Below are 23,211 nucleotides of genomic sequence, written 5' to 3'. Positions count from 1 at the left end.
CGATGAGAAATGACATTAAGGCTTTAGTTGGTAAATTTTGCCACAGCCTTTGTGCTGACTCCCAATTCCAGAAAATTAATTACATAAACCTCTAGAGAAATTCTTTTGCCGCGTAAATATTTTTTAACAACAACTTAACCAATTTCTTTACTTTTCTTAACTACCAATACTGCACAATTTGGTTAACCTAAATAAGGATAAAGCATTATTTATTACAAATAAGCGTTAACCAGATCAAACATGGCCAGAATATAAAACACAACCCTGGCAGGAAGTCTGCTTATCAGATACCTGCTGGGTTTATTTATGTGTAAAAGTTGCTAGTAATTTAGGCTACATTGAACCGGAGTTTATTTAAGCGGAGTTGCGATCGCTATTTTTCCCTTAACCAAATAACCCACTGACATAATCTGCGGTTTTTTTATTGGCAGGATAATTAAAAATTGCCTCTGTTCTGTCAAATTCTACCAACTCGCCCAAATACATAAACGCCGTATAGTCAGAAACACGGGCTGCTTGCTGCATATTGTGAGTGACAATTAAAATTGTTACTGTTTGCTTGAGTTGGGCAATTAACTCTTCAATGCTAGAAGTTGCGATCGGATCTAAAGCAGATGTTGGTTCATCAAATAAAACAATCTCTGGGTCAGTTGCTAAAGCACGAGCAATACAAAGACGCTGTTGTTGACCACCAGAAAGGTTAGAAGCTAAATCCCGCAATCTATCTTTAACTTCATCCCACAAAGCAGCACCACGCAAAGCTTTCTCGACTTTTTCATCAATAACACTGCGTTTTGTTTCACCTCGCACCCGCAAACCATAAGCCACATTTTCGTAAATTGACTTCGGAAAAGGATTTGGTCTTTGAAACACCATACTAATCCGCATCCGCACTTCAATCGGATCAACTTTATTACTTAATAAATTAATTCCATCTGGTGCTAAATTAATTTCTCCCCGATAACGATTTCCCGGATAAAGGTCATGCATCCGATTGAAACAACGTAACAAAGTAGTTTTACCACATCCCGAAGGGCCAATCAATGCTGTTACTTGTTTCTCAGTAATAGGCAAATTAATATCTTTGAGGGCGTGGACTTTACCCCCATAGTAAAAATTAAGATAATTAACCGCAGCCTTAATCGGTTTTTCTACAGTTGAAGATTTTTTTTCTACCATTTGATTGTCTTTCGTAAACGATAGCGGAAATAAATAGCTACAGCATTCATAGCCAAAGTCATAGTTATCAAAACAATCCCAGCAGCGGCGGCGTTCGCTTGAAATGCTTCTTGCGGACGAGACACCCAATCAAACATTTGAATCGGTATCACAGTAAACGCTGATGATAACCAAGCAAAAGAAATAAACGGAAATTCACTTTTAATTGGTGATTCTGGCAGAAAAGCGATAAAATTTAGTGCCCCAATAGTCACAAGCGGTGCAGTTTCGCCAATAGCCCTTGCTAAAGCCACAATAATTCCTGTAAGAATGCTACCAGTTGCATAAGGTAAAACATGATCCCAAATCATTTGCCATTTAGAAGCACCAGTAGCATAAGCAGCTTCGCGGATACTATTAGGAATCGCCCGTAAAGATTCACGAGTGGTGACAATAACCACAGGTAAAACTAAAAGTGCTAATGTTAATCCCGCAGTGACTATACTAGAGCCTAAATTTAAGCCATAAACAAATAAACCCAGCGCCAAAAGACCGTAAATTATCGAAGGAACGCCAGCCAAATTAGTAACATTTATCTCGATAAAATCAGCCAACCAATTTTTGCGGGCATATTCTTCTAAATAAATTCCTGACGCTATGCCAATAGGAATTGCCGCTGATGCCGTCACCAACATGACTAAAAGTGTTCCTACCCAAGCCGAAAGAATCCCCGCATTTGCAGCCCTCCGACTGGGAAAAGAAGTAAAAAACTCCCAAGAAAGACGCGGTAACCCATCACTAAATAAGTCAAATATTAGTGCGAATAGGGTAATAATCCCCACCAACATTGACACCAAGCCCACAATACTAAAAATATATTCAGATAGCCTGTTGCGATTGATAACAGCGCGGATTCGCCGGATATTTTGAGTGGTCGCCATAACGAAATTCTTAATTAACTAACCAATGACTAATGACCAATGACAACCTAATAAATCTCTCGATAGCGCTTAGCAAGAAAATGGCCAATGATATTAAATACCAAAGTCATCAGCACCAGAGTTAACCCCACAGCAAAGATAGTTTCGTATTCCAAAGTGCCATGTGGTAAATCGCCTAAACTGACAGCGACAATATAAGCAGTCATAGTTGCAGCTGGTTCCATTGGGTTCCAGGTGAGGTTGGGTTGACCACCAGCTGCGATCGCGACTATCATCGTTTCACCTACAGCCCGGGAAATCCCCAAAATATACGCTGCTGATATCCCCGAAATCGATGCTGGTACTACAACTCGTAAAGCCGTTTGCAAGCGGGTAGCACCAGTTGCATAGGAACCTTCGCGCAAATGTGCGGGTACTGCTCGCATCGCATCTTCACTCAACGAACTAACATAGGGAATAATCATTGTTCCAATGACTAAACCCGCACTCAACATATTAAATCCAGGTAGTTCGGGGAATATTACCTGTAATAAAGGCGTAACAAATAGTAAGGCAAAATAGCCATACACTACTGTAGGAATCCCGGCTAATAATTCTAAAGCTGGTTTGATAATTTCTCTCACTAGCGGTGGTGCAAATTCACTCAGATAAATAGCAATAATCGTTCCCAGTGGGATTGCGACTATTAAAGCAACCACCGTAGTTACTAAAGTGCCAGATACCAAAGGCCAAATACCATAGTGCTTGTCATCAAATAAAGGCGTCCATTGAGTATCTGTGAGAAATTCCCAGAGCGATACTTTTTGAAAAAACAGTATGGATTCGTAAACTAATATGGCGACAATCGCTATGGTAGTCACCACAGACGAAAGTGCTGCGAGAAACAAAACAAACTCAATCGTCCGTTCTCGGAGATTGCGTAATACTTTGGGAGAAAGTCGGGTTGGTTTAGCACCAATCATGTTACAGGATAGCGATCGCTCTCGCAAATATAAAACCGATTTGAAACAAGAATGCAACAGATAGCTAGGGACACAACAATGTTGTGCCCTCAAGAATAATTGAGATATCGCAAACATTATTTGAATTGGTATAGCAATCCCCAAATAACCCAGAGAAAATACGTAAATTCAAAGTACGTTGCTTTCCCATGACTAGTTTAGATTGCTATATAAAGTTCAATTCAAATCGACAGAGGTAAAAACCTCCCCGATACCAATTCAAATTTCAACAATTACTTTATTCTTTCGCTGCACGACGCAATAGTTCGTCAATCTTCATCCCAACTGCTTCTTGACCACCAAATACGCTACCATATCTCTTTTTATTGAAGTGGCTTTGGGCTGTAGTGTAAGCTGAACTTGGCAGAGACACATATCTGACTTCTTTAGCTAACTTACCAGCATTGCGCAAATAAAATTGCACAAACTGCTTCACCTGTGGTTTATCAATAGACTTGGAACTGACATAAATAAACAGAGGGCGAGATAGAGGCGTATAAGTACCATTTTTGACGGTAGTTTCTGATGGTAACACCCCGTTAACTGCTACAGCTTTGAGTCTTTTGCTATTTTCTGCATAGTAAGCATAACCGAAATAGCCCAACGCATTCTTATCACGGGAAACACCCTGTACTAGAACGTTGTCGTCTTCACTAGCGGTAAAATCTCCCCGACTAGATTTAGCTTTACCAACCACAGCTTCAGTAAAGTAGTCAAAGGTACCAGAATTACTCCCAGGGCCAAACAACTTCAATGGTGCATTAGGAAATCCAGAACGGACTTGACTCCAGTTATTTACCTTACCTTGTGCCCCAGGTTCCCATACCTTCTTAAGTTCAGCAATTGTCAGATTCTTTGCCCAATTATTCTGGGGGTTAACTACAACAGTTAAAGCATCATATGCTACTGGTAATTCTATGTAACGAACACCATTAGCTTTGCAATCGTTGATTTCTTTTTGCAGGATAGGACGGGAAGCATTAGATATATCCGTTTCACCACGACAGAACTTTTTAAAGCCACCGCCAGTACCCGAAACACCCACGGTAACTCTGACTCTACCGCCTTGAGCTTTTTGGAAATCCTCCGCTACTGCTTCCGTAATCGGAAAGACAGTACTAGAACCATCTATTTGAATTGTGCTCACACCTTGGGATTGAACCGCAGACATTGTTAATCCAAAAGTGGCAGCTACTACTGAGGTTACACCTAATACTGTCAAGCTGTTAAGCTTAAAATTCATCTTGTTCACCAGGATACTCCTAATTTATCAGACCTTCGATTGCCACCGAATCACTCTCAAAGGACAATAATTGCCTGAAGTTAAAAAGTTGTGAACATATTAATTAACTGTTCACTGCCTGAAATTTGACGTACTCAGGTAATATAAAAGTTAACCAGCGGTTATATGGAGGGTAAGTTGCGATCGCTAATAAAATAATTGTTTATTAACAGCTTGAGACTGTATTTAAAAATCAAATGCAATTAACGCATTACTTATTTAAGTATTTTTCATAGACCTCTCTGTGAGAAACTTTTGCTTTTATAGGAATTTGATTTGATTTGGTGAAAAACTTTCCCTATCTATAGGGTAATCAGTAGGGTGGGTATTGCTCACCGAAACTCTGATATGGTGGGTATTGCCCAACTACGTAGATTTCAAATCAACTATGAATCCTATATCTGTGAATTTACAAATACTTTATAAAAGTTTGACCAATAAAAGAGTAGAAATAATTTCATAGACAAAGGAATTGTAACTATTCTATCTAGTCAAGTTTGCTATCACGTCTTGGTGACCATGAGTAAATTAGTACCAGCCATAAGAGTCAGCAATTTTAGTTTTTATTACGACACTAAAAAGATACTTGAAGATATATCAATAGATATTTACCAAGACAGAGTAACTGCAATTATTGGCCCTACTAATTGTGGTAAAACGACTTTTCTCAAATCTCTTAATCGTTTAAGCGAACTAGAAACAGAAGAAATACGCATTCAAGGCAAAGTAGAGTTTTTCGGTCAAAACATTTATGAGCGTCGTGTTAACTTAAATCGAGTACGCCGCCAAATTAGTATGGTACTGCCAAAACCAAATCTCTTTCCTATGAGCGTTTATGATAATGTTGCTTATGGGGTCAAACTTGTAGGATGGCGACCAAAAGCAGAATTAGACGAAATTATCGAATCAGCTATTAAAAACGCTCATCTTTGGGATGAAGTCAAAAATAAACTGCATAAATCTGCTTTGGATCTTTCTGGCGGTCAACAACAACGTCTGTGTATTGCTCGTGCGTTAGCCGTTAAGCCAAAAGTTCTTTTAATGGATGAGCCTTGTTTTGGACTAGATCCCATCGCCAGCACAAAAGTCGAGGAGTTAATCCAAAGTTTACGCTCTCATTACACAATAGTGGTTGTTAGCCACAACATGCGGCAAGTCACTCGCATATCAGATTTTACAGCTTTCTTTTGTCTTAACGAAAATCAGGCTAGTAACCTAGTTGAATTTGGTAGTACAAGTAAACTCTTTTCTAATCCCTCAGATTACCGCACCCGCGACTACGTTTTACCACGTATGAATTAATATATCTGACTTTGCTATTCTGAACCAAGGTAAGATGGAATATGCAATTAATTGATACTTGTATTTGCCACAACACCTTGGCAGATAGCATAACTAAACATATTTGTGAATCACAAAAAACAAGAGGTTTGCTGCCAAATTATGTTTACATTTCAAGTCGTTAACTGTTGAGTGTTAACTGTGAACCTTCAACACTCAACACTCAACACTCAACACTCAACACTCAACACTCAACACTCAACACTCAACAGTAGCAAGGGAAGATTTTTCTACTTAGAAGTCTGTAACAGGTATTCCATCAATATGCAACCTGCGGTATATTAAAATTTATAAATAAAACTTTCCCAATTGTAGACTCAAAGGTAATTATCAGCACAAAACCAACCAAATAACAAAATGAAATGCCCCCGATGCGAATCAACTTCATATCGCAAAAACGGTCATAGAAATGGTAAGCAGTATTATTTGTGCAAAAATTGCCGAAAACAATTCTTTGCACCTGTATTACTTAATTATCCGGAGCAGCAGTTGGTTGGGAATAGTAACGGACATAGTAATTTACCTTTGGATGATGTCAAAGAACTGTCTTTAAGTGAAGACTTCTCAGCCGAGACAAGTACAAACAGCATTTCCCCATCTCTGGCTGTAAGTTTAGCCCAAGAACTAATACAAACTTTTTTATCCCCACAATTCCTAGAATCTGCTGCATTTAAGCAGTTAATCCAAAAAATTAGCCCAAATATTCATATTCAACCTCAATCAATAACAGAAATTTCTTTATTACTTTTAGATGCAGAAAATCTCAAGATAGATATTGCTGCTGAGGAATTTTTAGCCAGTATTGGTAATTATCCTCTGCAAGTAAAAATCGCCTTTGCTAATTGGAAAACTCCTAGCAATGGTAAACAAGATACAGAATTATATGAGCGTGGTTATCAACTTTTTCATGTCCCTGATGGTAAAGACGGCGCTGATGCGAAAATGATTGCATTTGGCGCGTGTTTATTGCGTTCTTATCCTACAGTTAAAGAAATCTTTGTCTGTTCGGGAGATGGAATTTTAACCCACCTCTGCAATGAACTGCAAAATCAAGGTTTAACTGTATATTGGGTTCGCAGACAATCGCAAACTTTACATATCGAAAATCGCAATACAGGAAAGTTTATTTTCTACTCTGTACCACTCGCAACGGAAATTCCTTCGTTAATAGGAGTAGTTGATAAAATTGAAGATTTAATTAAAGCTGAGCAAGAATCAATTAGTTCTCGATTGAACAACCTAACAACGATCGCCAATCTTTTTCAAGAAAGATGTAATCTAGAATTTAACCACAACAATTCTACTTTAGAAGCAAAAACCACAGTATCCTCTGATAACGAGAATTTAATAGCAACAGTAAATACTGCGATCGCATCGATTCCACCACAGGAAATTACATCCAAAGCAGATTTAGAAAAGTTACTGCTAGATATTTTTGATAATATGCAAGCCCAATCTCCTCAAACCAAATTATCTGTATCCAAACTAGGTACAGAGTTACAGAAAATATGCGGACAATCGCCAAATTCAATTGTGAAAAAGTTAAAACTAGGTAGTAATTTTACTAAATTTTTGCAATCATCTCCTCACTTTACCTTACAACCGCGTGGCCGAGAATATGAAGTACTGAAGTCTGTTGATAGTTGACTGTTGACTGTTGACTGTTGACAACTGTACGGGCAGGTTCACAAAAATCCTCACTGATCAACGATAATTCTCAATAAACTCGCCCCTACTGACTAATGACAAAATGTGAGATAATTTAATAAAATTTAACATGCTTGTTTCCGCCGATGCTAAGACTAATTACTGACTTCGACGGCCCTATAGTTGATGTTTCCGAACGTTACTACCGTGTTTATCAATTTTGCTTAGAAAAAACCCGACGCTCCGATCAAGCAGTACAAGAACTTTCTAAGGTAGAATTTTGGCAATTAAAGCGATCGCGCGTTCCGGAAAAACAAATTGCGCTCAACTCTGGATTAGATGAAGCACAAGCGGTTGAATTTGCTCAACTACGGCGACAAACAGTCCATACAGAACCTTACTTTGCCTACGATACTTTAGTACCTGGTGCAGTAGAAGCACTGTTAAAAATTCAGGAAGCAGGTATCGATTTAGCTGTAATGACAATGCGGCGAGTTTGGGAACTAGACTATGCTTTCCAAAAATTCCAGCTAGGGAGATTTTTCCCAGAGAATCGCTGTTACTGCTTAACTAACGATTATGTGAAAACCCGCGATATTGAGGATAAGCCGTTATTAATGGCCAAAGCAATAGCAGAACTACCTGCTGTGGCTGATAGCTGGATGATAGGAGATACAGAAGCCGATATTACAGCAGCGAAAAAACATGGTATTAAAGCGATCGCTGTTGAGTCTGGTATCCGCGATCGCGCTCAACTAGAATTTTACCAACCCGACTTAATTGTTCGCGATTTGAGTACCGCTGTAAATTTGATTCTAGAAGGTAAATTATCCCAACCACAACCAATTTACATTCCGTAGTAGCTGATTAAATATTATTGGTATCAATAATAACTAACGGGTAATAGAATATCTATTACCCGTTAGCCATAAAAAACCCGAAATTTTTACACATTAGAATTAAGCAGCTTTAGCAATAATAAAATCGGGTAAGCTGTGCTGTGAAGCTAACGTAAAAAGCTACTAACTAACCACAACAATATAAACGTCAGTACTGTAGAAAACTGCTCTGACGATATATTAATAAATGCTACTTGTGACAAAAGCCAGTTAGCAACAAGTCCCCCGACAATTAAGCCAATTATTAGCCCAAGCAGTGTAAATAAAACTGCTCGACCAAATTTACCCTCCTTGCGATTGAGAAAGTAAATACTAATTCCCACCCCAACCACTAATGCTAACTGCAACACTTGATCGCCTGTAGCTGGGTAAAATACACTGGCAGCACTTAAACCCAAATACCAAGCTCCAGGTAGCAGCACATCAGTAGGGGTTGGCCTATCTAACATGCGTTGCAGCCATGCTGGCGACTGCTCACTCTTAGTTGGGCTTTCTTTGGGAAGCGATTGCACTCGAGTTTCTGGAAATCGAATTCGCTCAGGGACTTTAATTTTACCTTCCTGGCGCATTCGCAAGCGATCCATTAAAATCGCGTCGTAAGCCGCTTCAATTACTTCAGTACTCTTGCCATCGCCAATATGTTGCTCCATCAGGCGATTGCGAGCATCTTGAATTTCATCGAAGCTAGCATCTTCTGAGACCCCAAGTTTTTCGTAGGGATTTTGATCGCTCATGGGAGTTTATACTTCAGCCTCGGTCAGCGGCAGTCTTTTGTTGACGGAAATACAACTTTAGGTTTTATTTTGATCTTCACCCAGATGCCGATCAAAATTTTATGCCCTACCAGGATAGTAGCATGGGTTAGTTTGATCGACTTGGGAATTTTAACTATAAGTCACTTTAACATATTGCCATAACTCCGTGTATCCCCTCATGTCGTTACCTAGTTCTAGCTCTAACCTAGAATTTGAACTAGGAATACCTAAATAGCTATTTTTATGAAAAAATTACTTTTCTTGTGGCAATTTGAGTGACTTAACCGATTCTGATGAAGTTTTCATGAATGAGTTTGGTTATAATCACTGGTCTCAATCGGCATATCGATTTAAGATTGAAACAATTTAGATTACCATTTCTGGGAAGGGAGAGCATTCTAGTTTACTAGATGACTGTGGCTAAGGTCAAAAGCATTGCTGACTGGACAAAAATTCAGAAAATAGCAGAACTTGCTCAACATCCAGGCAAGTTTGCCTACAAGTTTAGTTGTCCGGAATCTTGATTAGACTATGATTAAGTAGGTAATCAGGAAATGCATCTCTTAGCCTTGTAGATTCTTAACTAAATCCCAAAGTGGAAACTGCGTTTTTACGCAAAACTCCTGTAAATCCTTAGAATTTTTGTGCAAAGTGATGGTCATGGCTCCTGCCAAGATTCTTGTAGTTGACGACGACCCTGCGGTTCGGAATTTAATCCAACGCTTTTTGATGAAGCAGAGCTATCAAGTAGAAGCTGCTGAGGATGGTAAAACAGCCTTAGCTCTATTTGAGCAATTTAACCCCGATTTGGTGATTTTAGATGTAAATTTACCAGATGTGATTGGGTTTAACCTCTGCCAAGAGATGCAAAGCCGTAATGGTGTTTTTGTGCTCATGCTGACTAGCCGCGCTGACGAAGCTGACAAAATTCGTGGCTTTGCTAAAGGCGCTGATGACTATCTCACCAAACCCTTTGGATTGGGAGAACTAGAAGTCAGAGTAGCCGCTATCTTAAGGCGTCAGCGAGTTGTCACCACAGCTGAACAAAAACGTCTGGTATTTGAAAAGCTGATGATCGATCCAGTACGCCGGGAAGTCGCACTGAATAACCAACCAGTACCCTTAACTGCGTTGGAATTTGATTTGTTACATTTTTTAGCTAGCCATCCAGGTCGAGTATGGCGGCGTGCAGAACTGATTCAAGAGGTCTGGGATTACGAGTATGTTGGCGACCAACGGGTTGTTGATGTACATATCGGTCAAATTCGCAAAAAAATAGAAATTGATGCGAGCCAGCCTGCATTAATTCAGACAGTACGTGGTGTAGGGTATAAGTTTGAAAGCCCAACTCACTCGCCACAATTGGAAGTCAATTCTTAAGTTTTTAGTCTATAGTCCAGAGTTTTTAACTCTTGACTTTTGACTAAGGGCTAAATTGTCAACATTGATGAGCTTTTTGCCTTGGCTAACTGCCTAGGTGAATATATTCGTTGAAACTACTTCCCTAAATTTATAAATACCAGATCGGGATATATCTGATTTGAATCAGAATATATTGGCTGACAGGATAATACTCATTCTTTAAGAAAGTACAAATAAATAAGCACTCCAGTTCATAAAAAATCCTCCTTGCGGAGGATTAATTTTAGTTTGTTGTATAAAGGTTAGCTGAGACTCTGACTTTTAGGGTCAGTGCTACTTAAAATTTTTAATAGCTCAGTCTGCCCAGAGATAGCAGATTATTAACGTATTGGCACTTTCACCATCACGGAAATAATACCAATTTAAATAGTGTTTGCGGCACATCAATATATTTTAGAGGGCATGGCAATGCCAATGCCCCTACCATCTGTCGCATTCTTTTTTCAAATTGGTATAAGCTTGATGGGAGATTTTGCTTCATCGGTTTTTGACACTCTCCGCCCTAGAAGGGCGAAAATTCTTCAATCATAGACCCAGCTTGCTCATACAAGACTTCTCCCTTACGGGTTCGTCAGTCGCTACAACGGGGGGAACCCCCGCAACGCGCTGACTCACCAGCATGAGTAGAGGTCGAATCTCCTGAAGCGTTCACCTCGACTACGCTCGGTGAGCGAAGCCGAACCGAAGTTCCGGTATGCCATACCGTACTCAAGGCTAATTTCAGAATATTGATGGCAGCATTCCAATCTCTATCCAGTACAAATCCACATTCACAAACATGAGTTCTTGTGGATAGAAATTTGTGGACTATAGCACCACAATTAGAGCATTCCTGCGATGTGTCATAGTTCTCAGTTTTCTCTTTCCTTGAACCCCTTCCTGATTCTCCTTTGTTAACATCTGTTTAAAGTCTTCTGGCTTCATTTAATATACTAGCCATGCTATAGTTTTGTGCTGACATCTCATCAATATAAATATCAGCGACAAAATTTTAGCTAGCAAACATTCAATAACTCAAACAGACCCACATTTTAAGATGAGTAGTTGTGCTGAGTCATTAGTCATTTGTATTTACAAACAAAGCACAAGCCTGGAAACTGCGTCATATTTGTAAACACGGGCAAATGACAAATGACTGTCTTCAGCCAAGAACGTGCATATGCGATGCACAGTAACTTAGCTGTGATGAAACAGGGTTTCTAGGTAAACACGAGCAGCACGGCGATCGCTTTCGCCATTTTGGAGTAAAAACAGTGACAAGGCTGCCGTTAATACTCGGTTTTGATCCCAGTCTGGATGCGTATCTAAATAGGTTTTCAGCGATTCGTGAAGTGTTTCTGGGATTTCTGTAAAAATGTTAACCGTTGTGTTCATGAGATTTTCCTCCTCTGAGGTCAATCAAGAGGTACCAGTTGCTTGCAGTCAGTAGCCAGAGGCGGCATAAGCAATCTTTCACCTGCCTGACAATCTCCGCCAACATTTAAGGTAATTTTACACAGTTGATGTCAGCGATGCAACGAACTAAAACAGCAAGCCGAATCATTGTGCGCTATGAGGGGGTGGGTTTGTCAATGCTGCGAAATGTTAAAAACGGTGGTATAAAAAGTAAAACGCAACGGAATAATAAGGGTTTAAAGAAGTTTTTTGTTACATAACTTTATGAAAACTCAGTCACTGAAATTCCCTAGGGTAGGAAATAAAAAATCCCCAGGAGGATGGGAAGAGTTGATTAACTCGTGGGGGATCTGTGGAAAACTGGGAAAGTGGCTGTGGAAACTCTGTGGAATCTGTGAGGAAAATACTTGTGAATGATAAGAATTACAAAAACATTTTCTTTGCACGAAATTTAAGCTTTTAGAATTTGCACCCCAAGATCGCTAATCTTTATGGCTTTCCCAACTTCAGAGTCCTGTGGGGATATTGATCGTTGGTAGGTTCCTTTCGGAAATAGGTACAGGCTTTACAGAAAGTCGGCGCTCGATAGCCCACTTCTTCAAAGGTGGGATGAACCCCCGCCCGCCGACTTGGGGCATTGGGAATGGGGTATGGGGCATTGATAACTATCTACCTTGTCCCCCTTGTCCCCTTCCGCATCGCACCAATGTTTACCGCCGACGTTTTTGTAACTTCCGGTAAACATCCTTGACATCGACTTGGTGATGTGCTATAGCAACTAGAGTATGGTAGAGCAAATCTGCGACTTCTCCAGCGATCGCATCGGCATCATCATCTTTAAAAGCCATAACTACTTCAGCCGTTTCTTCGCCTATCTTTTTCAAAATTTTGTTATCGCCACCAGCAAATAGCTGACAAGTGTAGGAATTTTCTGTAGGGCGATCGCGGCGATCGCAGATTACCTGAAATAATTGTGACAATGTATCTCCTGGTGGTGCCACAATTTGTCCTTCCACTTGATGAAAGCAACTGCGTTCTCCCGTATGACAAGCCACATCTCCTATCTGTTCTACACCGATAAGGAGGGCATCACTATCACAGTCATAACGGATACTGTGTACCTTCTGGATATGACCAGAAGTCGCTCCCTTATGCCAGAATTCCTGACGGGAACGACTCCAAAACCAAGTTTCTCCAGTTTCTAAAGTTTTTTGTAAAGACTCCCGATTCATCCACGCCATCATTAAGACGGTGCCATCTAGATAATCTTGGATAATTGCTGGCACTAAACCTTGCGCATCATATTTAATTTTTTCCACAGGGATGGCGTGGTGTAGTGAATTGGGTTCTGTAGAAGACATACCAGCTAATTTATTCAGTGAGAATGATTCATTGATTCACGATACCATTCTCAATAGGGCATCTGATACGCTTTTCGTAATTGCAGCTGCTGATGTTCTCTTAAACGAGAACTTTTTTATCCATAGCAGACTGCATTTTAACTGCACTTAAAGCGACTTGATGAGCCTTTGTAGCTTCACCATACCAATGAATTGCCGAGTTAAACGCCGCTCGGTAAATATCTTGGTATGCTTCAGGCAATCGATTTCTAATTTCTAAAGGCAAGTCTTGATTTGACTTGTATAACATAACGTTATTTTTTTGGTTCCTATAATTCTATACGATAGATGTTCTAAGCAGTTTTTCACCCTATCCTGAGATAGAGCTTTTTATTGCCACTGATTTAGGAGAGAACCTTGGTAAATACGACGATTAAAACAACCAAATCACAAGAAATCTTCGCTGCTGCTCAAAATCTTATGCCCGGAGGCGTTAGTTCTCCCGTGCGTGCATTCAAATCAGTAGGTGGACAACCAATTGTTTTTGATCGCGTTAAAGGCGCATACATTTGGGATGTAGACGGCAACCAATACATTGACTACGTGGGTACTTGGGGGCCGGCAATTTGTGGCCATGCTCATCCAGAAGTGATTGCAGCCCTTCATGAAGCCTTAGAAAAAGGCACAAGCTTTGGTGCGCCTTCTGCCTTAGAAAATGTTCTCGCAGAAATGGTGATTGATGCCGTACCCAGCATTGAAATGGTCAGATTTGTCAATTCTGGGACAGAAGCTTGTATGGCTGTGCTGCGCCTGATGCGGGCGTTTACAAATCGGGAAAAAATCATCAAGTTTGAAGGCTGCTATCACGGTCACGCCGACATGTTTCTAGTCAAGGCGGGATCTGGTGTAGCTACCCTTGGCTTACCCGACTCCCCAGGCGTACCTAAATCAGCAACTGTCAATACTTTAACCGCACCTTTCAACGATTTAGAAGCTGTTAAAGCTTTATTTGCCGAAAACCCCGATCAAATTGCTGGGGTGATTTTAGAGCCAGTGGTGGGTAATGCTGGGTTTATTACTCCTGATGCTGGCTTCTTGGAAGGATTGAGAGAACTTACCCAAGAAAATGGGGCTTTATTAGTCTTTGACGAAGTAATGACAGGCTTCCGCATCGCTTATGGTGGCGCGCAAGAGAAATTTGGCATTACCCCCGATTTAACCACCTTGGGTAAGGTGATTGGTGGTGGCTTACCAGTAGGCGCTTATGGCGGTCGTCGCGATATTATGTCTATGATTGCCCCAGCCGGCCCTGTTTATCAAGCGGGAACTCTGTCTGGTAATCCTTTGGCGATGACAGCAGGAATTAAAACCCTAGAATTGCTGCAAAAACCAGGTACTTATGAGTATTTGGAAAAAATCACCCAAAAGCTAGCCGATGGCTTGTTGCAAGTCGCGCAAGAAACCGGTCATGCGGCTTGTGGCGGTCATATCAGCGCTATGTTTGGCTTATTCTTTACAGCTGGCCCGGTGCATAACTACGAAGATGCGAAAAGCTCCGATACAGCCAAATTCGGACGTTTTCATCGCGGGATGCTAGAACAGGGTATTTATCTGGCTCCTTCTCAATTTGAAGCTGGATTTACTTCTTTGGCGCACACTGACGAAGATATTGAGCAGACTATAGCTGTGGCGCGGGAAGTGCTATCTAGTTTGTAGGCTATGTGTGAGGGGCTAGGGACTAGGAGCTAGGGGCTAGGGAAGAAAAATTTTCTTCCTATTGTACGTAGTTCATGATCCCTGGTAAATAAAAGCCTTGCTGCTAAGAAAACAACCCCACCCTAAATAGAGTGGGGTTGCTGATTTTTATGCCAGATTCAAGATTTTGCGGTTTATTAAACTTCTTGCATAAATATTTTGGATTTTGGCGTTGTTGAGTATTCATTTGAAAATCTCACGCATTCGCCGCTAGGCGTTCCGCTTGCGGTAGGCGCAAAGACGCAAAGAAGAACGCGAAAATCTCTTTCCCCTAGCCCCTAGTCCCTAGTCCCTAGTCCCTAGTCCCTGTCTATTGTTGTGTACCTTAATTAGGATTGCGTTGTTGTCTTTGTTGCCAACGCGCGCGTCCATTTTCGCGCATTTGTTGCATTTTTTGCTGTTGTTCTGGAGTGAGTAATGCTTGAATTTTTTGTTGCGATGACTGCATGATTTGTCTAACTTCAGAAGACTGCATGACTTGCTTCAGTTGGGTTTTTTGCTCTTCAGTTAGATTCAGTCCAGCAAACCCTCCTTTCTTACCACGCTCACCTCTTTGACGCGGAGCTTGTTGACCTTGATCTCTTTGTGCTTTTAATTCATTTAATTTATCTCTTTGTTCTTGGGTAAAGTTTACTCTACTAAGAACAATTTGCTCTATTTGGTTGCGGGTATCGCGTTTAATTGCTTGAATTTGGGTTTTTTGTGTATCTGTTAGTCCTAGCTGATCCCAACCTCCTTTACGTGGAGTTTGTTGGTTTGTGGCTTGTGAGACTTTGAAGTGTGAACCACTACCGCGTTGGGCTTGAGCGGTAAAAGGAATGGCTGTTAAAGTTAAAGCGATCGCACTAGCTATTAATGATAACTTTTTGGCTTTCATGGATGACCTCGTGTGTGTTTTGCTGTTTGATGTCACCATCATAAGAACTCATTACCAAAAATCACATGGGGAGAAAGTCACGACTACAACCATGACTTTAGTCATTATTCATTTGTGAGCAATAATACTAGTCAATCAAGGTAATTTAAACTAGGCTTAGAAAATTCCTGAATGCAGAAAGGCAGAGGGTAGAATCTGCCTTAAGGATATATATTTACGCCAAATTACCTATATGAAACGTTCTATCCAATTTCACAATCACCCTTTTAAATTTTTACTTTATTTAGAGTGGATATTATTAGCGATCGCTACCATAACGGCTGTGATGCCAAATCCCTCACCACCACCGCGATTTGCTGCTAGATTTCCAGAACCCACACCAGAAAGTTTAGTTATTTCTACTGGTTGTTTGATTATTTTTGGTTTAATGGGTTTAAGATTACCAACTGGTAGTCAAATCATGAAAGTTATCTATACTGCTGCGGAAATATTTTTAATTTTAATTACTGGTTTTATTGGTGGCAGAATTTCGCGCTTATTTCCTTTTATCTATATTATTTTAGTTACTCGCAGTTGCTTAATTTTTAATTTACCAGGACGTTTGGTAGTCACGGCTATTTCGTTTATTTTATTTTTGCTGACACTCAAACGGCGCTTACACAATTTTCCGCTATCACCGCAAGCTTTAGAACGCTTTCAATATTTTACTTTGAGTTTATCTTTATTATTTGGGTTAAGTTTGATTTTCGTTTTACTATTGATGAATACTGTTTTATCTGAACGTCAAAGTCGGGAAGAATTGGCGCTGGCAAATGAGAAGCTCCGTCAATATGCTGTGAGGATTGAAAATCAAGCAACGTTAGAAGAACGAAATCGAATTGCGCGGGAAATTCATGATTCTTTGGGACATTCACTAACTGCTTTAAATTTGCAGTTAGAAACTGCTTTAAAACTTTCCCAATCTAATCCTAGTAAAGCTCAGAGTTTTTTAGTCAGAGCGAAAGAATTAGGTTCTAAAGCTTTACAAGATGTGCGGCAGTCTGTGTCTACTATGCGTTCTCATCCTTTGCAAGAGAAAACTTTAGCACAGGCGATTCCCGGATTATTAGAAGATTTCCAACATGCAAATGGTTTTTCACCAATTTGTGTCATTAATTTAGAAATTTCTCTGTCTAATGAACTGAAAACTACGATTTATCGCATTCTCCAAGAATCGTTGACGAATATTTCTAAATATGCGAAAGCAACAGAAGTTAGGATAGAAATTGAAGAAAGTCCGAGAAATTTACGTTTAATTGTGCAGGATAATGGTGTAGGCTTTGATTTTCGGCAAAATACTACTGGTTTTGGCTTGCAGAGTATGCGCGATCGCGCTTTAGCTGTGGGTGGTGTATTTAATATTATCAGTAATCCTGGACATGGTTGTAAAATTATAGTTGATATCCCACAAATTAGGTTGAATAAATGATTAAAGTTTTACTGGTAGATGACCAAAATTTAATTCGTCAAGGATTAAAAGCATTATTAGAACTGGAAGCAGATTTAGAAATAGTTGGAGAAGCTGAAAATGGGGAAATGGCGCTGAATTTGATTGAGCAATTACAGCCAGATGTAATACTCATGGATATGAGAATGCCTATTATGGATGGTGTTGCGGCTACGCGAGAAATTCAAAAGCGGTTTAGTAATATTAAGATTTTAGTATTAACTACTTTTGACGATGATGAATATGTCAAAGCTGCGCTACAAAATGGCGCGATGGGTTATTTATTGAAAGATACCCCTTCAGAAGAATTAGCTGAAGCTATTCGTGCTGTGGATAAAGGTTATACTCAATTAGGCCCAGGAATCGTCAAAAAACTGTTAACTCAGTTTCCCAGTTTAGAAGCAACTCAATCACCACCTACACCACCCAGCTTGGCAGAATTAACTCCGAGAGAGAAAGAGGTTTTACGGTTAATTGCGCAAGGTGCAAGTAACCGCGAAATTGCTAAACAACTTTACATTTCTGAGGGGACGGTGAAGAACCATGTTACAAATATGTTAAATCGGCTAAATTTACGCGATCGCACTCAAGCAGCAATTTTTGCTAATACATATTTATCTTATTTAAATGAGTCTGATTAATTTTTTATTTCACGCGGAGATGCAGAGGCGCAGAGAGATAGAGTAGAAAAGAAATTTATTTAAATAATTTCATACATTCGTTTCTTAAAATACCTTTAGTTACTTTGATATTTCTAAACGACTTAGAGATAACTTCTTCACAAGAAATATCAATTTGTGATTGATTCACAGAAATCAAATCTTGAATTGAAGCACCATAGACAATTTCTGATACACCACTCCAAACGCAAGCTGTAGCGCACATCGGACAAGGTTCGCCAGTGGTATAGATGGTATAACCTGTTAAATCAGGCTTTTTAATTTTAGCTGTTAAACTACGAATAACATTGATTTCTGCGTGAGCCGATGGATCGTTATCTCGTCTTACAGTATTATGACCTACGGCAACGATTTCGTTATCTTTGACAATAACTGCACCATAAGGGGAATCTCCTTTTTTGGCTTCTGTTATTGCTAAATGCATAAAGTCTTCAGGTTGCATATAAGTGTGGGGGGTGCGAAATATCCTAGTTAAGAATACCGTATTTTCAATGTTATGCTACGCAAGTTGGAAAAATAGCTAATTGTTAAATATGTTACTTAGTCGAGAAAAAACTGAATTTTACTTAACAGATATAGAGACACCAATCGGTCAAATAATTAATTTGACTATTGCGGGATTGGTGTTGTTATCATCAGGAATTTTTGTAGCAGAAACTTATAATATTCCTGATAATATTCGGGTTCAGTTAAATATTGTCGATACTGCTATTTTTATAATTTTTGTTGTTGAATATGTCTTGCGGCTGTGGAGTGCGGAAAATAAGGTTAAGTATTTTTTGAGTTTATATTCAATTATTGATTTAATAGCAATTTTACCTTTTTTTCTGGGAGCAGTAGATCTGAGCTTTATTCGCTTGCTGCGATGGTTTAGAATTTTAAGGTTAATTAGATTTATTGATAAAAGGTTCTTCTTTGGTAGTATAAGTACTGAAGATGGGGTAATATTTGCTAGGATATTATTTACTTTATTTGCAATTATATTTGTTTACTCTGGATTAATTTATCAAGTTGAACATCCAGTTAATCCTCAAGGTTTTGCAACTTTTTTAGATGCCTTATATTTCTCAATTGTGACAATGACAACTGTGGGCTTTGGTGATGTCACACCAGCTTCAGAATTAGGGCGTTGGCTAACAGTATTTATGATTTTGACAGGGATTGCTTTAATACCTTGGCAAGTTGGGGATTTAATTAAGCGATTGGTAAAAACTGCTAATCAAGTAGAAACTATTTGTACAAATTGTGGTTTAGCTTTTCACGATGCAGATGCGCGGTTTTGTAAAAGTTGTGGGGCTAAGTTACCGATTGTTAATAGTCAGTAGGGGCGGGTTTATTGAGAATCATCGTTGATCGTTGAGGATATTTGTGAACCCGCCCGTACAAGTAATCAACCGGCAACAGTCAACAGTATCTTAGAATGTTTCCGTAAAGGTTGGGAATGGAATTGTAGAAATATATCAGCGTGAATAAACATAGGGCTTTTGTTGCCAGCCCAGAAGTTGATTGATGCCAATCGGGAGTAAACTTTATGGATGCCTTGCTACATAATCCTATAGCAGATATGTACGGGCCGGATTTTCTACTGTTGTATGGCAGTGTTATTATCTTGATCGCAATCGTCTGTGGATGGTTTGTACAAGATCCCACAAAAAATCAATCTTTACCGTTAATTCCCAGTCAACCAGATCCCTACGAAATTGCTTACTTGCGTTCGGGAGCCGTAGAAGTTGTAAAAGTAGCAATTTTGAATTTAATTCAGAGGGATTATTTACAAGTTTCTGAACAATTAATTATCCGCACAGCAAATGATAATTTTTCGGATCTACAGCAGATAGAACGTGAGGTTTTGACTAATTTTTCTTCTAATCCAGGAACTAAATCTATAGAATCAATCGCTGAAAAAGTGCAGTCTTACTGCCAAATCTACGAAGAGCAGTTAGACAATGAGCAATTACTATATGCTCAAAAATGGCAAGCAGCAAATATTCAAGTTGGCTTGATTGCAGCGACAATAATTTTGAGTTTAGGGGCGTATAAACTCTTCATCGCTTTAGGAAAAGGACGGCATAATGTAGGGTTTCTGATTGTGATGGCTGTCCTGTCAATTATGTTTATTATATGGTTTGCGAGTAGGCGATCGCGTTTAAGTATTCGTGGTGAAGCCTACCTCAAACAACTGCAACAAACCTTTGCTGAATCAAAAACCAAGGTAAAATATAGCTTACCTTCTGCATTTGACTATAACTTGGTCGTCGCACTATTTGGTGTCGAATCATTAGCTGGTAGTACCTACGACTCATATTACAAAATTTTCTTTCCTACAAGATTCGCTTCCACAAATAGCAGACAAAGCAACTCTAACGGTGGCTCATGTAGCAGTAGCGGTTGCGGTAGCGTTAGTTCCTGTAGCAGTGGTAGTTCCTGTAGTAGCGGGAGTTCCTGCGGGAGTTCCTGCGGTGGCGGTTGTGGTGGTTGTGGCGGTGGTTGCGGAGGTTAAAAACAATGTTGTCTCAACTTCCAACTTTAGGCGCGGGGTTAGGTTTTCGCCAACCATTTAAAAGCGATTTGTTTCTTAACCGCCAGCAAGTAGACTTTCTGGAAATTGTTGCTGAACATTATCTAGATTCACCTTGGCACAAACAACAGGAATTAGAATTGCTGGCGGCGCATTTTCCGATAATTCCCCATGCTATTAATTTGTCATTGGGTAGTGCGGAAGGTTTGGATGTAGATTATTTGCGGAAACTAGCAGCACTAGTAAAACAGCTTAACCCACCTTGGTGGAGCGAACATATTTGTTTTACTCAAGCTGGTGGGGTGGATATCGGACATTTATCACCCCTACCTTATACCCAAGAAGCAGTGGAAGTTGTCTGTCGGAATATCGCTGAGGTACGGCGTTGGATTGAGGTGCCGTTTATTGTGGAAAATATCACTTATATGGTGACGCTTCCCGGTGCGGAGATGACAGAAGCGCAGTTTTTAGCGGAAATAGTAGAACGCGCTGATTGTGGCTTGCTGTTAGATGTGACAAACCTGCATACTAATGCTGTCAATCACGGCTATAACGTGGATGATTTTCTCAGTCAATTACCTCTAGAACGGATAGTTCAGTTGCATTTTGTTGGCGGACATTGGCATGATGGTGTATTGATTGACAGTCATTCTCAATCAACCCCGATGGAAGTTTGGCAATTGATGGATAAAGTTGTTGCTCAGGTTCCAGTCAAAGGGATTGTCTTGGAAAGAGATGAAAATTTGCCATTATTTAGCGAATTAGTGGGAGAACTACAACAAGCTAGAGAAATCGGTAGGAGTCATCAGCGATGGGGTTAGCACAAACACAGCAAGTTTTAGCCCAACTGTATACTAATTCGCAATTGAGACAGCGTTTTTTTGCTAATCCGCAAAGTGTGGGCGCAGAGTTGGGATTAACTGAATTACAGATACAGGAATTAGCTGCAATTTCTAGCCAACAGGTAAATATGTTTGCGAATTCTCTCAAATGGAAGCGGTTAGGAGAAGTGCGCGAACTATTACCACGTACAGCAAAAGTTCTCGGGAAAAAATTCAACGATTTATTTTGGCGATATGCGGAAACTTATATACCCCAAGGTATCAAGAAACATCGCCTAGATGCGATCGCATTTGCTAACTTCATCCAAACCCAGAAGATAGAACCAGTTTGGATAGCTGATTTAGTTCGTTATGAAAAAACTTGGCTGTTAGCTTATGATTCTCCGCGTTGTTTGCGGGTGTGCTGGTTTTTTTACCCTGTTGACAAGCTGGGAACTACAGAAAAGATTTCTCGCCAATTAACTTTAGCAATTTGGTGGCGGTTAAACGAGCGATCGCGCTTACATCATACTTTGCGCTGGTGGTAGGGAGTTAGGGGACAAGGAAATGGGGAAGTAACTAATGCCCAATGCCCAAAATTCAGTATAAATAATGAACATATGGCTAACAAAGAGCGACAATTATCTTGCCTTTGTTTAGATGACTCTTAAAGTAATAAGATGAAATTCAGCGAAATTGTGAGCCGACTTGGTGACATTGTTACCGATCGCAGTCTTACCGCTAACGAAAACCACGATCCAGAGATTACAGGGTTAGCAGCGATTGATGAAGCGACTCCTGGGAATCTCAGCTATGTAGAAGGGCCAAAATTTGGTTTCTGGGTGGGTAAAACTAATGCGAGTGCGTTGATTTTGCCTCAGGACGAAAAATTACAGATGCAAGCGCAAGAGCGAAATATCGTCTGGGTAGCTACAAAAGAACCGCGCTTGTTATTTGCAAAAGCGATCGCACTTTTTTATCAACCATACCGCCCCAGTCCAGAAATTCATCCTACGGCTGTGATTCACCCGACAGCAGAAATTGGTAGCGATGTTTACATCGGCCCCCATGTAGTGATTCAGCCCGGGGTAAAAGTGGGCAATGGGGCGATTATTCATCCGAATGTCGTCATTTATCCAGATGTAACCATTGGCGATCGCACTACCTTACATGCTAACTGTACCATCCACGAACGCAGCCAAATTGGTGCGGATTGCGTGATTCATAGTGGCGTTGTTATTGGTGCAGAAGGTTTTGGCTATGTGCCTACCCGTACTGGTTGGGTAAAAATGGAACAATCCGGTTACACTGTCTTAGAAGACCGGGTAGAAGTTGGTTGTAATACCGCCATTGACCGTCCTGCTGTGGGAGAAACACGGGTAGGCAGCGATACCATTATTGACAACTTAGTGCAAATTGGTCACGGTTGCAAAATTGGCTCTGGTTGTGCGATCGCTGGTCAAGCTGGGATGGCTGGAGGCGTACAAGTTGGTAATCGCGTGATTCTGGCTGGACAAACAGGAATAGCCAATCAAGTGAAAATTGGTGACGGTGCGATCGCATCGGCGCAAGCGGGAATTCACAACGATGTCGCACCTGGGGAAATTGTCTCTGGTACTCCCGCCATTCCCCACAAACTATATCTCAAAGTATCGGCGATTTATAACCGCCTGCCAGAAATTTATAAATTGGTGAAACAATTCCAACGTCAAGAACCCAAGTGAGAAGTTAACCATTCGGGGAAGCACTACAACCATAAGTAGGGTTTCCCCTAATAACTAAATTTGGGGTTTCAGCCAATATATAAACATAGGCGATCGAGCAAAGCCACACCAAATAAATAATTCTAAATTCTGCAATTTTTTCCTTCTCAATTACTAATTAATTAACCAA

At 40.2% G+C, this 23,211-nt stretch carries 23 protein-coding genes and 1 pseudogene; 12 read left to right on the top strand and 12 right to left on the bottom strand.

Going from position 1 to position 23,211, the window contains the following annotated elements; genetic code table 11:
• Positions 1–384 precede the first annotated feature (384 nt).
• The 4 genes from pstB to H6G41_RS10820 form a co-directional block, all read right to left on the bottom strand.
• A complete protein-coding gene (gene pstB / locus H6G41_RS10835; RefSeq protein ID WP_190746202.1) occupies positions 385–1,179 on the bottom strand; it encodes a phosphate ABC transporter ATP-binding protein PstB in 795 nt (264 codons plus the stop codon).
• Positions 1,173–2,099 carry a phosphate ABC transporter permease PstA gene (gene pstA, locus H6G41_RS10830; protein ID WP_190746201.1) on the bottom strand — a complete coding sequence of 309 codons (927 nt, stop codon included), beginning with the start codon at positions 2,097–2,099 and terminating at the stop codon, positions 1,173–1,175. Before pstA ends, pstB begins: the two co-directional genes overlap by 7 nt.
• 47 nt (positions 2,100–2,146) lie before the next feature.
• Positions 2,147–3,061 carry a phosphate ABC transporter permease subunit PstC gene (gene pstC, locus H6G41_RS10825; RefSeq protein ID WP_190746271.1) on the bottom strand — a complete coding sequence of 305 codons (915 nt, stop codon included), beginning with the start codon at positions 3,059–3,061 and terminating at the stop codon, positions 2,147–2,149.
• A 277-nt stretch (positions 3,062–3,338) separates the two neighbouring features.
• On the bottom strand, positions 3,339–4,343 hold the full coding sequence (locus tag H6G41_RS10820) for a PstS family phosphate ABC transporter substrate-binding protein (protein ID WP_190746200.1): 1,005 nt from the start codon (positions 4,341–4,343) through the stop codon (positions 3,339–3,341).
• A 558-nt stretch (positions 4,344–4,901) separates the two neighbouring features.
• On the opposite strand from H6G41_RS10820, the gene H6G41_RS10815 reads away from it, so the two are divergent.
• From H6G41_RS10815 to H6G41_RS10805, 3 genes are all read left to right on the top strand, one after another.
• Entirely contained in the window at positions 4,902–5,684 is a 783-nt protein-coding gene (locus tag H6G41_RS10815; RefSeq protein WP_190746199.1) for a phosphate ABC transporter ATP-binding protein, read from the top strand.
• Between the two features lie 396 nt (positions 5,685–6,080).
• On the top strand, positions 6,081–7,370 hold the full coding sequence (locus H6G41_RS10810) for an NYN domain-containing protein (protein WP_190746198.1): 1,290 nt from the start codon (positions 6,081–6,083) through the stop codon (positions 7,368–7,370).
• 146 nt (positions 7,371–7,516) lie between these two features.
• Positions 7,517–8,230: an HAD family hydrolase gene (locus tag H6G41_RS10805; RefSeq protein WP_190746197.1), complete on the top strand. Its 714-nt coding sequence runs from the start codon at positions 7,517–7,519 to the stop codon at positions 8,228–8,230.
• A 146-nt stretch (positions 8,231–8,376) separates the two neighbouring features.
• On the opposite strand, the gene H6G41_RS10800 is transcribed toward H6G41_RS10805, so the two are convergent.
• Positions 8,377–9,003, bottom strand: coding sequence for a CPP1-like family protein (locus tag H6G41_RS10800; protein ID WP_190746196.1), 627 nt, complete (start codon positions 9,001–9,003; stop codon positions 8,377–8,379).
• Positions 9,004–9,684: 681 nt separating this feature from the next.
• Between H6G41_RS10800 and H6G41_RS10795 the strand changes: the two genes are divergently transcribed.
• Positions 9,685–10,404, top strand: coding sequence for a response regulator transcription factor (locus H6G41_RS10795; RefSeq protein ID WP_190746195.1), 720 nt, complete (start codon positions 9,685–9,687; stop codon positions 10,402–10,404).
• Positions 10,405–11,017: 613 nt separating this feature from the next.
• On the opposite strand, the pseudogene H6G41_RS10790 reads toward H6G41_RS10795, so the two are convergent.
• The 5 genes and pseudogenes from H6G41_RS10790 to H6G41_RS10770 form a co-directional block, all read right to left on the bottom strand.
• Positions 11,018–11,296 (bottom strand): annotated as a pseudogene (locus tag H6G41_RS10790) (zinc ribbon domain-containing protein); the annotation flags it as partial.
• 326 nt (positions 11,297–11,622) lie between these two features.
• Positions 11,623–11,820 carry a DUF2811 domain-containing protein gene (locus H6G41_RS10785; protein ID WP_190746194.1) on the bottom strand — a complete coding sequence of 66 codons (198 nt, stop codon included), beginning with the start codon at positions 11,818–11,820 and terminating at the stop codon, positions 11,623–11,625.
• A 527-nt stretch (positions 11,821–12,347) separates the two neighbouring features.
• Entirely contained in the window at positions 12,348–12,500 is a 153-nt protein-coding gene (locus H6G41_RS10780; protein WP_190746193.1) for a hypothetical protein, read from the bottom strand.
• Between the two features lie 51 nt (positions 12,501–12,551).
• On the bottom strand, positions 12,552–13,202 hold the full coding sequence (gene hisIE / locus H6G41_RS10775) for a bifunctional phosphoribosyl-AMP cyclohydrolase/phosphoribosyl-ATP diphosphatase HisIE (RefSeq protein ID WP_190746192.1): 651 nt from the start codon (positions 13,200–13,202) through the stop codon (positions 12,552–12,554).
• Positions 13,203–13,302: 100 nt separating this feature from the next.
• Positions 13,303–13,491, bottom strand: a complete 189-nt coding sequence (locus H6G41_RS10770) for a ChaB family protein (RefSeq protein WP_190746191.1) — start codon at positions 13,489–13,491, stop codon at positions 13,303–13,305.
• 107 nt (positions 13,492–13,598) lie between these two features.
• On the opposite strand from H6G41_RS10770, the gene hemL reads away from it, so the two are divergent.
• Complete coding sequence (hemL, locus tag H6G41_RS10765) at positions 13,599–14,897, top strand: glutamate-1-semialdehyde 2,1-aminomutase (RefSeq protein WP_190746190.1); 1,299 nt, start codon at positions 13,599–13,601, stop codon at positions 14,895–14,897.
• Positions 14,898–15,261: 364 nt separating this feature from the next.
• Here hemL and H6G41_RS10760 read toward each other — a convergent pair whose 3' ends face one another.
• Positions 15,262–15,813, bottom strand: a complete 552-nt coding sequence (locus tag H6G41_RS10760; protein ID WP_190746189.1) for a Spy/CpxP family protein refolding chaperone — start codon at positions 15,811–15,813, stop codon at positions 15,262–15,264.
• A 232-nt stretch (positions 15,814–16,045) separates the two neighbouring features.
• Between H6G41_RS10760 and H6G41_RS10755 the strand changes: the two genes are divergently transcribed.
• Together H6G41_RS10755 and H6G41_RS10750 are read left to right on the top strand one after the other, a co-directional pair.
• The gene (locus H6G41_RS10755) at positions 16,046–17,281 is read left to right on the top strand and encodes a sensor histidine kinase (RefSeq protein WP_190746188.1); all 1,236 of its coding nucleotides are present in this window, start codon (positions 16,046–16,048) and stop codon (positions 17,279–17,281) included.
• Positions 17,278–17,940 carry a response regulator transcription factor gene (locus tag H6G41_RS10750; RefSeq protein ID WP_190746187.1) on the top strand — a complete coding sequence of 221 codons (663 nt, stop codon included), beginning with the start codon at positions 17,278–17,280 and terminating at the stop codon, positions 17,938–17,940. The genes H6G41_RS10755 and H6G41_RS10750 overlap by 4 nt, the downstream gene beginning before the upstream one ends.
• A gap of 55 nt (positions 17,941–17,995) precedes the next feature.
• Here the strand turns inward: H6G41_RS10750 and H6G41_RS10745 are convergent, their stop codons facing one another.
• A complete protein-coding gene (locus tag H6G41_RS10745; RefSeq protein WP_190746186.1) occupies positions 17,996–18,421 on the bottom strand; it encodes a nucleoside deaminase in 426 nt (141 codons plus the stop codon).
• Positions 18,422–18,512: 91 nt separating this feature from the next.
• Here H6G41_RS10745 and H6G41_RS10740 point away from each other — a divergent pair, with 91 nt between their 5' ends.
• From H6G41_RS10740 to lpxD, 5 genes are all read left to right on the top strand, one after another.
• A complete protein-coding gene (locus tag H6G41_RS10740) occupies positions 18,513–19,304 on the top strand; it encodes an ion transporter (RefSeq protein ID WP_190746185.1) in 792 nt (263 codons plus the stop codon).
• Positions 19,305–19,510: 206 nt separating this feature from the next.
• On the top strand, positions 19,511–20,479 hold the full coding sequence (locus H6G41_RS10735; protein WP_190746184.1) for a TIGR04222 domain-containing membrane protein: 969 nt from the start codon (positions 19,511–19,513) through the stop codon (positions 20,477–20,479).
• A gap of 5 nt (positions 20,480–20,484) precedes the next feature.
• The gene (locus H6G41_RS10730) at positions 20,485–21,318 is read left to right on the top strand and encodes a DUF692 domain-containing protein (protein WP_190746183.1); all 834 of its coding nucleotides are present in this window, start codon (positions 20,485–20,487) and stop codon (positions 21,316–21,318) included.
• Positions 21,309–21,866 (top strand): hypothetical protein, encoded by a 558-nt coding sequence (locus H6G41_RS10725; RefSeq protein WP_190746182.1) that lies wholly within the window; start codon positions 21,309–21,311, stop codon positions 21,864–21,866. The genes H6G41_RS10730 and H6G41_RS10725 overlap by 10 nt, the downstream gene beginning before the upstream one ends.
• 132 nt (positions 21,867–21,998) lie before the next feature.
• Entirely contained in the window at positions 21,999–23,042 is a 1,044-nt protein-coding gene (gene lpxD, locus H6G41_RS10720; protein WP_190746181.1) for a UDP-3-O-(3-hydroxymyristoyl)glucosamine N-acyltransferase, read from the top strand.
• Positions 23,043–23,211 lie beyond the last annotated feature (169 nt).

Origin of the sequence: Tolypothrix sp. FACHB-123 (genome assembly GCF_014697075.1) — a bacterium.
GTDB lineage: Bacteria > Cyanobacteriota > Cyanobacteriia > Cyanobacteriales > Nostocaceae > Aulosira.
The sequence above is the reverse complement of the archived record's forward strand: the minus strand, read 5'-3'. Positions and strand labels throughout refer to the sequence as shown.

Excerpts from the sequence above, each read along its gene's own strand:
- H6G41_RS10750 (WP_190746187.1), top strand. The coding sequence starts at position 17,278 with ATGATTAAAGTTTTACTGGTAGATGACCAAAATTTAATTCGTCAAGGA.
- pstA (WP_190746201.1), bottom strand. The coding sequence starts at position 2,099 with ATGGCGACCACTCAAAATATCCGGCGAATCCGCGCTGTTATCAATCGC.
- H6G41_RS10785 (WP_190746194.1), bottom strand. The coding sequence starts at position 11,820 with ATGAACACAACGGTTAACATTTTTACAGAAATCCCAGAAACACTTCAC.
- H6G41_RS10805 (WP_190746197.1), top strand. The coding sequence starts at position 7,517 with ATGCTAAGACTAATTACTGACTTCGACGGCCCTATAGTTGATGTTTCC.
- H6G41_RS10815 (WP_190746199.1), top strand. The coding sequence starts at position 4,902 with ATGAGTAAATTAGTACCAGCCATAAGAGTCAGCAATTTTAGTTTTTAT.
- H6G41_RS10740 (WP_190746185.1), top strand. The coding sequence starts at position 18,513 with ATGTTACTTAGTCGAGAAAAAACTGAATTTTACTTAACAGATATAGAG.
- pstC (WP_190746271.1), bottom strand. The coding sequence starts at position 3,061 with ATGATTGGTGCTAAACCAACCCGACTTTCTCCCAAAGTATTACGCAAT.
- hisIE (WP_190746192.1), bottom strand. The coding sequence starts at position 13,202 with ATGTCTTCTACAGAACCCAATTCACTACACCACGCCATCCCTGTGGAA.
- H6G41_RS10795 (WP_190746195.1), top strand. The coding sequence starts at position 9,685 with ATGGCTCCTGCCAAGATTCTTGTAGTTGACGACGACCCTGCGGTTCGG.
- H6G41_RS10745 (WP_190746186.1), bottom strand. The coding sequence starts at position 18,421 with ATGCAACCTGAAGACTTTATGCATTTAGCAATAACAGAAGCCAAAAAA.
- H6G41_RS10770 (WP_190746191.1), bottom strand. The coding sequence starts at position 13,491 with ATGTTATACAAGTCAAATCAAGACTTGCCTTTAGAAATTAGAAATCGA.
- H6G41_RS10780 (WP_190746193.1), bottom strand. The coding sequence starts at position 12,500 with ATGCCCCATACCCCATTCCCAATGCCCCAAGTCGGCGGGCGGGGGTTC.
- H6G41_RS10730 (WP_190746183.1), top strand. The coding sequence starts at position 20,485 with ATGTTGTCTCAACTTCCAACTTTAGGCGCGGGGTTAGGTTTTCGCCAA.
- H6G41_RS10800 (WP_190746196.1), bottom strand. The coding sequence starts at position 9,003 with ATGAGCGATCAAAATCCCTACGAAAAACTTGGGGTCTCAGAAGATGCT.
- H6G41_RS10735 (WP_190746184.1), top strand. The coding sequence starts at position 19,511 with ATGGATGCCTTGCTACATAATCCTATAGCAGATATGTACGGGCCGGAT.
- lpxD (WP_190746181.1), top strand. The coding sequence starts at position 21,999 with ATGAAATTCAGCGAAATTGTGAGCCGACTTGGTGACATTGTTACCGAT.
- H6G41_RS10725 (WP_190746182.1), top strand. The coding sequence starts at position 21,309 with ATGGGGTTAGCACAAACACAGCAAGTTTTAGCCCAACTGTATACTAAT.
- H6G41_RS10755 (WP_190746188.1), top strand. The coding sequence starts at position 16,046 with ATGAAACGTTCTATCCAATTTCACAATCACCCTTTTAAATTTTTACTT.
- H6G41_RS10810 (WP_190746198.1), top strand. The coding sequence starts at position 6,081 with ATGAAATGCCCCCGATGCGAATCAACTTCATATCGCAAAAACGGTCAT.
- H6G41_RS10760 (WP_190746189.1), bottom strand. The coding sequence starts at position 15,813 with ATGAAAGCCAAAAAGTTATCATTAATAGCTAGTGCGATCGCTTTAACT.
- pstB (WP_190746202.1), bottom strand. The coding sequence starts at position 1,179 with ATGGTAGAAAAAAAATCTTCAACTGTAGAAAAACCGATTAAGGCTGCG.
- H6G41_RS10820 (WP_190746200.1), bottom strand. The coding sequence starts at position 4,343 with ATGAATTTTAAGCTTAACAGCTTGACAGTATTAGGTGTAACCTCAGTA.